Raw genomic sequence first — 10,245 nt, forward strand, 5'->3', positions numbered from 1 at the left:
GTAGAGAAGCGTGAACTGCACCGAGACGTTCTGTTCGACGAAACCAAATACCGAGATACTCTGCGCTTGACAAACCGGCCCGATCAGAGAAGCGGTCGGTCGCCTCACCAACCCATAAGTAACAAGATGGATGCTCTGCTGCACCTATTTGTCCGCGACGCCGAGGACGATGCGTTCGACCTGGAGCGAGAGGTCACGGCTTTTGCCTCACAGGCAGGCTGGGACGCGACGCTTGCGGAGCTGATGTTATTTTTGGCTAGGCCAGCCAGGAAGGAGTTCTGGTACTCGGCTGCGGCGGTGTTGTACTGGGCCGTTAGCGATAGACGACCGCTTCCCATGTCTTCCGCTGACTGCATCGCGCGGTTGTATCGCTGCCTAGAGATGCTTCCGAACCTTGGCGCCGACGCTCCCGGCGAGGGTGACAATCTCGTCTGGAGCATCGCTATCAAGCTCAAGGGAGTGAGCTACGAAACATCCTGGCAGCCGCTTGCTGACCCCGAAATCAAAGAGCGACTTGCTGCGCTTCGCCCGTCCTGAGCAACGGCTACAGTCGGCCAGAAGCTGCCATCCAAGCGAGCCTGCTAAATTCTGCTAACAGCAAAACAGGGATCACGTCCATGAACAATCCCCCTCTTGGCTCTAACCTGACGGACCTATGCCGGGAAATCATCCTAGAGTGGTCGCGGCTATCAGACCTTGCGGATTTTGCCGAGCGTGGTCACGGATATGGCTCCGACAGCGGAGGCATTCAGTACCCTGAAGATCTTGATGAGTATGAGCGTCTCGTCGAGGGAGCTCAGATTCCTGAGGGCTTTTTGCGGGTCTACAGCTACGGACAGGATGACGTCTTAGTTCCACAGAGCATCTATCTGCGGACTCTTATGGACGTTCTTGCAAACGCTGGTTTCGCTGGGGACATGGCCAAGGTGCAGGCCCTGCTTGACCGCCTGAACCCGTAGCGACGCTCACTATCTATCGACTGCCTGCGTTCGGCCAAAGCCAGCCGGTCATTTGAGGAAGTTGATGGAGCCCAGGAAACTAGTTCTTGAAGTAAGTGAGTAAGCGTCCTGGCAACTCATGTTGACGGCGGTCTCAGACTTAGGACCGAAGCGCGCAGATGGCTAGCCACTCAAAGTGGCAGCATTCCAACACTCAGTTGCCGAGGAAGTAATGACGGCGATCGGCAGACCAGCGTGCGAGCTGCTCCCTGCAGTCGTCCCTGCACCATTGGGCGAGTCCGTCAGCAATGTCAAGCATTCCCTGTTCGCGAAGCCAAGCAACAGTTCGTATAGGACCGCCGCCGAGCATGCTTTCAATGTCGAAGCAGCACTGCAAATCGAAATCAACCTTGTACTTTGCATGCCACATGGCCGGGACATCGGCGGGGTCGCCAACCAAGAACAGTAGCCAAGCGCACCAGTACACGTTCTCGAAGTAGTTGTCGTCCTCGCCCCACGCGGGATCCCAGTCGTCGTCTCCAAGATCATCGTGCGCGAGTCGACGGCGGAACTCGACCTCAGCTGTGAACATGCGGCGCAGCAAAGAGTGATGGCTTGACGCATCCTCAGGAGCGATTGCGCGCAGCGCACGTTTGCGATCGGCGGGTGCTTCAATGTCAATGTCGATTGGCATACGCAAGTATGTAGCTATTGCGAGGTCGACAAGCGCGCGGTGATCCCGTCTTGACTGCAGTCGCAGATCAGGCTGCCGATGACGCCCACCGATGCGGCAGCAGTTCGGCGACGCGACTGGTCGGTTGCGTGGGTACCAAAGGGTCACAGCGAATCTGTCGGATGACCGCTTTCTAGCGCACTCGATGACGGCCGTGGGCCCTGTGCTGCCGTCCACCCGACCGTTACGGATGTCTGCTTTGCAGTCTGAAGCGGGCATCGAACGCAGTCATACCAATGTCGACCGTGGCCGACGCCAGCCCTTCGCCGCAGCGGTCGAACCGCGAACGCCACAGCCGCGCTAATCGTGCGCAGGGCATCGGGTGCTCCCCGCAGCGAAATAAAGGAGGAGGGGCGCAGCCCCGGGGGACATTCGCGGAGGGGAGTACCCGGTGTCCTGTGCACACGCCCTGAACTACGGCGCACAGAACGCAACAAGAAATCAGCGCAGCGCTTCGACCAGATCCAGCACCATCCGGTCAGGCCCGAACTTCTCGACACCCTGAGTCAACAGCGCATCGACAGCCTGCGCAATGCCATGACTGGAAGACGACTGCTCAGCCATGTCGTTGTAGTACCCCAGGTCCTTCTTGGCATTGGCCATCGAGAACTTCAGCGAATCGGTGCTGCCCGTCAGCAGCTTGGGCTTGACGCGTTCCAGTGCCACACCGTTGCCGCCGCCCTTGGCAAGCACGTCGACAAACACATCGGGCTTCACGCCCGCGCGCTCGGCACAGGCAGCAGCCTCGCACAGCAGCGCCACGGTGCCCAGCGACACGAAGTTGTGCAGCAGCTTCATCGCGTGACCTGCGCCGATGCCGCCCACGTGCGTGACGTTCTCGGCAAAGCAGCGCAGCAACGGCAGGCACGAGGCCAGCACCTCGGCGTCGCCACCCACCAGCAGGTTCAGCCGGCCTTCGGCGGCTTCCTTCGCGGTGCGCGTCATCGGCGCATCGATGAACTTGCCGCCCTTCGCGTTCACTGCTTCCGCCACCTTGGCTGTGGAAGCGGGCACGGCCGTCGAGCAGTCGATTACCACCGTGCCGGGGCGCAGCGCAGTCAATGCGCCCTTGTCGCCGAGCATCACCGCCTCGACCTGCGGCGTGCCGGTTACGCAGAGGATCAGCACGTCGACCTGCGCTGCCAGCGCGGCCACGTCCTTCACCGAAGTGGCGCCGGCCTTCAGCAGGCCGTCGATGGGCTGGTTGCCCGCGTGCTCCAGCACGGTGAGCTGGTGGCCGTGCTTGACGATGTTGCTGGCAATGCCGTGGCCCATCAGGCCGACGCCGACGAGGCCTACTTTGCGCGGCGTTTGCTGTTCAGTGGTTGTCATGTGCTGTCTTCATCCGTGCTTGATGGCGATGGTCTTGAGGGTCGTGAATCCGAGCAGGGCCTCGAAGCCCTTCTCGCGGCCGAAGCCGCTGGATTTCACGCCGCCGAAAGGCAGTTCTACACCACCCGCCGCACCGTAATTGTTGACGAAGACCTGGCCGCAGTGCAGCTTGTGCGCCATGCGCAGCTGGCGCGCGCCGTCGCGGGTCCACACGCCGGCCACCAGTCCGAAGTCCGTGCCGTTGGCCAGGCGCACAGCCTCGGCCTCGTCGGCGAAGGGCATCACGACCAGCACCGGGCCGAAGATTTCGCGCTGCACCAGGTCGCTGTCGTGCGGCACGTCGCGGAACAGCACGGCCTCCTGGTAGAAGCCGGTGGCCGACGCGTTGGGTGACACCGTGCCGCGCGCCGCCACCTTCAGGCCATTCGCCTCGGCCGTCGAGACCATGTCGCGCACCTGGCGAAACTGCTTCTCGTTGATGAGCGGACCCATGTCCAGGTCTTCGGCGGGCGTGCCCGCGCGCACGGCCGTGAAGCGCTTCGCGAGCCGCTGCACCACCTCTTCGTAGACCGATTGCTCCACCAGCACGCGACTGCCCGCTGAGCAGGTCTGGCCGGCGTTCTGGATGATGGCATTGAGCAGCACTGGCTCGGCCGCATCCAGGTCGGCGTCGGCGAACACGATCTGCGGCGACTTGCCGCCCAGCTCCAGCGTCACCGGGCAATGGCGCTCGGCCGCGGCCAGGCCCACGCTGCGGCCGGTCATGGTCGAGCCGGTGAACGAGATGTGGTCGATGCCCGGGTGCGCACACAGCGCCGCGCCGGCTTCCTTGCCGTAGCCCGTCACCACGTTGAGCGCGCCGGCCGGAAAGCCCACCTCCGTCGCAATCTCCGCCAGGCGCAGCAGCGACAGGCTCGCGTCTTCCGCCGGCTTCACCACGCAGGCGTTGCCCGCGGCGAGCGAGGCGCCAACGCTGCGGCCCGCGATCTGCATCGGGTAGTTCCAGGGAATGATGTGGCCCGTCACGCCGTGCGGAATGCGCACCGTCAGCACGGTGTAGCCGCGCTCGTAGGGCAGGGTGTCGCCGTGCAGCTTGTCGCAGGTGCCGGCGTAGTACTCCATGTAGCGGGCCAGCGCGGTCGCGTCGTTACGCGCCACGCGCAGCGCCTTGCCGGTGTCGCGAGCTTCGAGCTGCGCGAGCTCTTCGTGGTGCTGCATCACGGCGGCGCCCAGCTTGGCGAGCAGGCGTCCACGCTCCAGCGCGGTCATCGCGCCCCAGGGGCCGTCGAAGTTCTCGCCCATGGCCTTGCGCGCGGCGCGCACGGCCGTGTCCACGTCGGCGGCGGTGCCACGCGCGATCTGGCCGAATTTCTGGCCGTCGCTCGGGTCGATCACGTCGATGGTGGCGTTGCCTTCGGACGGCACGTGGTGGCCGTCGATGTAGTGGGTTGCGTTCATTTGCTTTGTCTCCTTGTGGCCGGTCACTTGGGTTCCGGCCAGGGGTGTTGTGCTTCGCGGATCTGCTCGAATGCGCGGCTGAACTGCAGCACGCCCAGGTCGTCGAAACGGCGCCCGGCAATCTGCAGGCCGATGGGCAGGCCCTTGGCCGAGTAGCCGCAGTTGATCGAGGCGGCAGGCTGCTCTGACATGTTGTAGGGCACCGTGAAGCCGATGTGCTCCAGCGGCAGCATCGGGTCGTTGGTCGGCGAGGCATGGTCCGCCGGCGCGGGCATGTTGGGCGACACCGGCGAGATCACGAAGTCGTAGCCCTTGGTGGCGGCAACGGTGGCCGCGCGCGTGGCGATGAACTGGCTGTAGGCGTCGAAGATGTGCGCACCCGAAAAACCGGCCGCGCTCTCGGCCCAGTCGCGGATGTACGGCAGGATCTTCGCGCGCTTCTCCGGCGTCATCGCCTGCATGTCGATGCACGAGCGCATGCGCCAGAAGTGGTCCATGCCCTGCAGCATCTTCGGCGTCATGAAGGGCTTGATTTCTTCCACCAGCGCGCCGGCCGCCTCGATGCGCTTCGCAGCGCGGCGCACCGCCTCGGCGATCTGCGGGTCCAGCGGCAGGCCGCAGCCCGCGTCCATGTGCAGCGCCACGCGCTTGCCCTTGATGAACGACGGGTCGACTTCGAAGCCCGTCCAGTCGATGCCCGGCGCCGGCAGTTCCGAATAATCGCGGTCGTCGGGCTGTGCGACCGAGGCCATCATCAGCGCCGAGTCGGCCACCGTGCGCGTCATCGGTCCGGCGCAGCGGCCCATGTAGGGCGTGCTCAGCGGAATGCGGCCGAAGCTGGGCTTGAGCGTGTAGATGCCGCACCAGCTGGCCGGCAGGCGCAGCGAGCCGCCGATGTCGGTGCCCACGTGCAGCGGGCCGTAGCCTGCGGCAGCCGCTGCACCAGCACCCGCGCTGGAGCCGCCCGGCGTGCGCGACAGGTCCCACGGGTTGCGCGAGAGTTCATGAAAGCTCGACAGGCCCGACGACAGCATGCCCAGGTCGGGCATGGTGGTCTTGGCGACCAGCACTGTGCCGTCTTGCTTCAGGCGCGCGGCGGGAGGGGAATCCTGCGTCATCGGCACGAGGTCGTAGGCGGCGGTGCCCAGCGGCATCGGGTCGCCTTTGGTCGCGAGGTTGTCCTTGATGGTCACGGGCACGCCGTCGAGCGTGCCGCGCGGCGTGCCGGCCAGCCAGCGCGCCTCGGAGGCGCGCGCCTGCTCGAGCGCAAGCTCGGGGCGGAAGAGCCAGGTCGCGTGCAGTTCAGGCTCGTAGGCCGCGATGCGTTCGTTGACCGAGCGCACCACTTCCACCGGCGAGAGCTCCTTGGCGGCGTAGGCCGCGTGCAGCTCCTGCACGCTCAGGGAGTACAGGGGCTTGGTCATCGCATCAGCTCCACGAGATAGCGGCCAGGTCGTTCACCACGATCGGCATGCTCGGCCACAGGCCCTTCACTTCCTTGCGTGCGATGGTCGGGAACACCGCCTGGTAAAGGAAGCCGTTGACTGCGTCGGTTGCCAGCTGGCGCTGCGCCTCGGCCAGCAGGTCTGCGCGGCGCTTCTTGTTCTCTTCGTTCTGGATGCTGACGAACAGGTCGCGGAACTTCTTCGAGTCGTAGCCCCAGTAGTAGTCGGGCTCGGTGTACTTCACAAGGTCGAAGGGCTCCACGTGCGCGACCATGGTCAGGTCGAAGTCGTGCGCGCCGCCGAAGGTGCCGCTAAGCCACTGGGCCCACTCGACGTTCTGGATCTTCACGTTGATGCCGATCTGCGCGAGCTGCGCCGCGATCATCTCGCCGCCCTGGCGTGCATACGAGGGCGGAGGCAGTTGCAGGCGCAGTTCGAGCGGCGTCTTCACGCCAGCCTCGGCCAACAGCTTCTTCGCCTTCTCGATGTCGAAGGGGTTCATTGCCGTGGTGTCGATGAAGCCCGGCGCGCCCAGGGCGTAATGGCTGCCGATGGGCCTGCCGAAGCCGTCCGCCGCGCCCTGGACGATGGCGTTGCGGTCGATGGCCGCGAGGATGGCGCGGCGCACGCGCACGTCGTCCAGCGGCTTCTTGCGGTTGTTGATCGTCAGGATCACCTTGCCGCGCGTGCCGACCTCGATCACCTGGAAGCGCGGGTTGCCCTTGAACTGGCTCACCGAGCGCGTGCCCGCGCGCGGAAAGATGTCGATGTCGTTCGACAGCAGTGCGGCGGTCTGCGCGGCTGTGTCCGACATGAAGCGGAAGACGAATTTCTCGGTCTTCGCAAGATTCGGGTCGCGATACGTCGGCGACTTCACCAGCGTGCACGAGGCACCGCGCTGCCATGCACTCAGCTTGTACGGGCCGGTGCCGACTGGCGCAGTGACGTTGGTCTCGGCGCTCTTGGGCTCCACGATGCAAGCGGTCGACTGACCTAGCATGAACGGCAGGTCGGGGTTGGGCAGCGTGCTGTTCACGCCCACCATGTACTCGTCGAGCACCACGGTGCCGATCTCGCTGAAGAAGCGCTTGTCCTTGTTGGTGCTCTTGGCGCCACCTGCGCGGTCGAACGAGAACTTCACCACCGACGCGTTGAAGGGCTGGCCGTTCTCGAAGCGCACGCCCTTGCGCAGCTTGAAGACGAAGGTCTTCATGTCGGGCGACGACGTCCAGCTCTCGGCCAGCATCGGCGTGACCGAGCCGTCGGCGTTCACCTTGGTGAGCGTCTCGAAGATGTTGTACTGCGTGATCTCCGCGATGGCCGATGCGGCGCCGCTCGTCGGGTCCAGGCCTGGCGGTTCGAGCGGCATGCCGATCGTCAGCGTGTTCTTGCCGGCCTGCGCGCGCGCCTGGGGCAGGAAGACACCCGGGATTGCCGCGGCCATGGCGGAAGTCATGAGTGTGCGTCGCTTCAACATTCGATAGTTCCTGGAGGTGAGGGTGGAGGAAAAGAAAGCCTTGCCCGGCTAGCGGGACGGCGTGTGCAGAACGGCGGAAAGCAGGGTGCGCGTGTATTCGTGCTGGGCGTGCTGGAACAGGTCGGCCGGGCGGCCTCGTTCGACGATGCGGCCCTTGAAGACCACGCAGACCTCGTCGCACAGATGGTTGACCACCGCGAGGTCGTGACTGATGAGCAGGTAGCTGATGCCGAACTGCTGCTGCAGGTCCTGCATGAGGTTGAGCACTTGCGCCTGCACCGACACGTCGAGCGCGCTGACGGGTTCGTCGGCGACTATGAGCTTGGGGCGCGTGATGAGCGCGCGCGCAATCGCGATGCGCTGGCGCTGTCCGCCCGAGAACTCGTGCGGGTACTTGTCCATGTCGGTGGTGCGCAGGCCGACCGCTGCCAATGCTTCGGAAGCACGCTCGCGCTGCACCGAGCGGCTGGTTTCGGCCAGCGCTTCGAGCGGCTCGGCGACGATGCGCGCCACGGTCTGGCGCGGATCGAGCGAGCCGTAGGGGTCCTGGAACACCATCTGGAAATCGCGCCGCGCGGTGCGCAGTTCGGCCTTGGGCAGCGCATGCAGGTTTCGGCCTTCGAGCGAGACGGTGCCCGAAGTGGGCGTGTCGAGCGCCATCACGAGGCGAGCGATGGTCGACTTGCCCGAGCCCGATTCGCCGACGATGCCGACGCTCTTGCCGGCCTGCACCTCGAAGCTCACGCCGTTGAGCGCCTTCACGGTGGGCGGCGGGCCGAAGAGCTTTTCGCGCGGCAGCGCGTAATGGCGGTAGAGGTTGTTCACGGCCAGCAGGGGCTGGCCGGCGGTGATGGGCTTGCTCATGCGGTGGCCGCCTTGGCATTCAACGCGGCGATTTCGCCCAGCCGCAGGCAGCGCACCGTGTGGTCGTTCGGCAGCATCGTGGCTTGGGGGCGCGTGCTCTGGCACAGGTCGATGGTGTGGGCGCAGCGGCCGGCAAAGGCGCAGCCCCGGGGCATGTCGACCAGCTCGGGTACGCTGCCGCGAATGGTCGGCAAGCGGCCGGCGCGCACTGCGCCGATGGCGGGCCGCGCAGCGAACAAGCCGCGCGTGTAGGGATGTGCACGGCCGGCAAAGACCGTGTCGGTCGGGCCGCTCTCCACTGCGCTGCCGCCGTACATCACGAGCATGCGCTGCACGCTGTTGGCGATCACGCCGAGATCGTGCGAGATCAGGATCATCGCCATGCCCATTTCCTTGACCAGGCCCTGGATCAGGTCGAGCACCTGTTTCTGGATGGTCACGTCGAGCGCCGTGGTGGGTTCGTCTGCAATCAGCAGATCTGGCCCGCAGGCAAGCGCCATGGCAATGCCGATGCGCTGGCGCTGCCCGCCGGAGAACTGGTGCGGGTAGGCGTCGAGGCGAGACGCCGCATCGGGAATGCCCACGCGGTCGAGCAGGCTCAGTGCTTCCTTGCGGGCCTGCACCTTCGTCAGCCCGCGATGCAGCTGCAGTGGCTCGCCGACCTGGCGCGCGATGGTGTGCACCGGATTCAGCGCGGTCATCGGCTCCTGGAAGATCATGCCGATGCGGTTACCGCGGATCTGGCACATCTGCTTTTCGGGCAGGCCGACGAGCTCCTGCCCGTCGAGCTTGATGCTGCCCGCGACCTTGGCACTGGACGGCAGCAGGCCCATGAGCGACATCACGGTGATCGACTTGCCGCAGCCCGATTCGCCGACGATGCCCAGCGTTTCGCCGCGCTCCAGCGAGAACGAAATGCCGCGCACGGCCTGCGCCGGACCGCGCTGGGTCTGCAGGCCAATCTGGAGGTTGTTGACTTCGAGGAGGGGCATGGCGCTTACCGGGCTCTGGCGAGGCGGGGGTCGAGCAAGTCGCGCAGCCCGTCGCCAAGGAGGTTCAGCCCGAGCACTGCGAGGGCGATCGCCATGCCGGGGAAGACGGCCAGCAGCGGCTGCTGGAACATGAGGGTCTGCGCCTCGCTGAGCATGCGACCCCACGAGGGTTGCGGTGGCTGCGTGCCCAGGCCCAGGTAGGAGAGGGCGGCTTCGGCGAGGATGGCAATGGCGAAGCGGATGGTGATCTGCACGATCAGCACGGCCGAGATGTTGGGCAGCACGTGCTGCATGGTGATCGCGAACGGGCCCTTGCCGCAGGCGCGTGCGGCGGCCACGTACTCGCGTGACCAGATTGCGTTGGCCGAGGCGCGCGTGATGCGCGCGAAGGTCGGGATGTTGTAGATGCCGATGGCCACGATGGCATTCACGATGCCCGCGCCGAACACGGCGGTCATCATGATGGCCGACAGGATCGCAGGGAAGGCCAGCGTGAAGTCCGACAGCCGCATCACCGCTTCTTCGACCCAGCCGCGTTTTGCAGCCGCGAGCAGGCCCAAGGCGGTGCCGACCACCAGGCCGATACCGACTGCGATCACGCCGACGAGGATGGACGCGCGCGCACCGACCAGCAGCAATGAAGCCACGTCGCGGCCGAACGCATCGGTGCCGAGCCAGTGCGAGGCCGAAGGGGCCTGCATCTTGTTCGGCATGTCCATCGCATAGGGCGACCATGGCGTCCACACGAAGGACACGAGGGCGGCCAGGAGCAGCAGGGCGGCAAGCACGCCGCCGATGACGAAGCTGCGGTGCTTCAGTGCGCGCTGCCAGAAGCCGGGGACCTTGAGCGCCGCAGCGCCTGGACTTGGAATAGCAAGGGTGCTCATATGTCGCTGGCCTTGATGCGCGGATCGATCACGGCATACAGCACGTCGACCACGAAGTTCACGATGACCACCATGGCCGCCAGCAGCATCACGCAGTTGCGCACCACGATCAGGTCGCG

At 65.4% G+C, this 10,245-nt stretch carries 10 protein-coding genes and 1 pseudogene; 2 read left to right on the forward strand and 9 right to left on the reverse strand.

Features of this window, described 5'->3' with window-relative positions; genetic code table 11:
- Together BMW87_RS34345 and BMW87_RS34350 are read left to right on the forward strand one after the other, a co-directional pair.
- The coding region (locus BMW87_RS34345; RefSeq protein WP_218149820.1) for a hypothetical protein at positions 1 to 537 on the forward strand (537 nt) is incomplete at its 5' end.
- Positions 538 to 617: 80 nt separating this feature from the next.
- Complete coding sequence (locus BMW87_RS34350) at positions 618 to 959, forward strand: hypothetical protein (RefSeq protein WP_093083026.1); 342 nt, start codon at positions 618 to 620, stop codon at positions 957 to 959.
- Between the two features lie 193 nt (positions 960 to 1,152).
- Here the strand turns inward: BMW87_RS34350 and BMW87_RS34355 are convergent, their stop codons facing one another.
- The 9 genes and pseudogenes from BMW87_RS34355 to BMW87_RS34965 all read right to left on the reverse strand — a co-directional run.
- Complete coding sequence (locus BMW87_RS34355) at positions 1,153 to 1,632, reverse strand: hypothetical protein (RefSeq protein ID WP_143047751.1); 480 nt, start codon at positions 1,630 to 1,632, stop codon at positions 1,153 to 1,155.
- A gap of 480 nt (positions 1,633 to 2,112) precedes the next feature.
- A complete protein-coding gene (locus tag BMW87_RS34360; RefSeq protein ID WP_093083031.1) occupies positions 2,113 to 3,003 on the reverse strand; it encodes an NAD(P)-dependent oxidoreductase in 891 nt (296 codons plus the stop codon).
- A gap of 9 nt (positions 3,004 to 3,012) precedes the next feature.
- On the reverse strand, positions 3,013 to 4,461 hold the full coding sequence (locus BMW87_RS34365; protein ID WP_093083033.1) for an aldehyde dehydrogenase family protein: 1,449 nt from the start codon (positions 4,459 to 4,461) through the stop codon (positions 3,013 to 3,015).
- Positions 4,462 to 4,484: 23 nt separating this feature from the next.
- Complete coding sequence (locus tag BMW87_RS34370; protein ID WP_093083036.1) at positions 4,485 to 5,885, reverse strand: amidase; 1,401 nt, start codon at positions 5,883 to 5,885, stop codon at positions 4,485 to 4,487.
- 4 nt (positions 5,886 to 5,889) lie between these two features.
- Positions 5,890 to 7,383, reverse strand: a complete 1,494-nt coding sequence (locus BMW87_RS34375) for an ABC transporter substrate-binding protein (protein WP_093083039.1) — start codon at positions 7,381 to 7,383, stop codon at positions 5,890 to 5,892.
- A gap of 48 nt (positions 7,384 to 7,431) precedes the next feature.
- The gene (locus BMW87_RS34380) at positions 7,432 to 8,247 is read right to left on the reverse strand and encodes an ATP-binding cassette domain-containing protein (RefSeq protein ID WP_093083041.1); all 816 of its coding nucleotides are present in this window, start codon (positions 8,245 to 8,247) and stop codon (positions 7,432 to 7,434) included.
- Complete coding sequence (locus tag BMW87_RS34385) at positions 8,244 to 9,239, reverse strand: ABC transporter ATP-binding protein (RefSeq protein WP_093083043.1); 996 nt, start codon at positions 9,237 to 9,239, stop codon at positions 8,244 to 8,246. Before BMW87_RS34385 ends, BMW87_RS34380 begins: the two co-directional genes overlap by 4 nt.
- Before the next feature lie 5 nt (positions 9,240 to 9,244).
- Positions 9,245 to 10,126 carry an ABC transporter permease gene (locus BMW87_RS34390; RefSeq protein WP_093058179.1) on the reverse strand — a complete coding sequence of 294 codons (882 nt, stop codon included), beginning with the start codon at positions 10,124 to 10,126 and terminating at the stop codon, positions 9,245 to 9,247.
- Positions 10,123 to 10,245 (reverse strand): annotated as a pseudogene (locus tag BMW87_RS34965) (ABC transporter permease); the annotation flags it as partial. The gene BMW87_RS34390 and the pseudogene BMW87_RS34965, both read right to left, overlap by 4 nt.

The organism is Variovorax sp. OV084 (assembly GCF_900111625.1).
In the GTDB taxonomy this organism is placed as follows: domain Bacteria; phylum Pseudomonadota; class Gammaproteobacteria; order Burkholderiales; family Burkholderiaceae_C; genus Variovorax.

Bases quoted from the DNA above. Each gene is read 5' to 3' on its own strand.
- BMW87_RS34350 (WP_093083026.1), top strand. From the start codon at position 618: ATGAACAATCCCCCTCTTGGCTCTAACCTGACGGACCTATGCCGGGAA.
- BMW87_RS34355 (WP_143047751.1), bottom strand. From the start codon at position 1,632: ATGCCAATCGACATTGACATTGAAGCACCCGCCGATCGCAAACGTGCG.
- BMW87_RS34360 (WP_093083031.1), bottom strand. From the start codon at position 3,003: ATGACAACCACTGAACAGCAAACGCCGCGCAAAGTAGGCCTCGTCGGC.
- BMW87_RS34365 (WP_093083033.1), bottom strand. From the start codon at position 4,461: ATGAACGCAACCCACTACATCGACGGCCACCACGTGCCGTCCGAAGGC.
- BMW87_RS34370 (WP_093083036.1), bottom strand. From the start codon at position 5,885: ATGACCAAGCCCCTGTACTCCCTGAGCGTGCAGGAGCTGCACGCGGCC.
- BMW87_RS34375 (WP_093083039.1), bottom strand. From the start codon at position 7,383: ATGTTGAAGCGACGCACACTCATGACTTCCGCCATGGCCGCGGCAATC.
- BMW87_RS34380 (WP_093083041.1), bottom strand. From the start codon at position 8,247: ATGAGCAAGCCCATCACCGCCGGCCAGCCCCTGCTGGCCGTGAACAAC.
- BMW87_RS34385 (WP_093083043.1), bottom strand. From the start codon at position 9,239: ATGCCCCTCCTCGAAGTCAACAACCTCCAGATTGGCCTGCAGACCCAG.
- BMW87_RS34390 (WP_093058179.1), bottom strand. From the start codon at position 10,126: ATGAGCACCCTTGCTATTCCAAGTCCAGGCGCTGCGGCGCTCAAGGTC.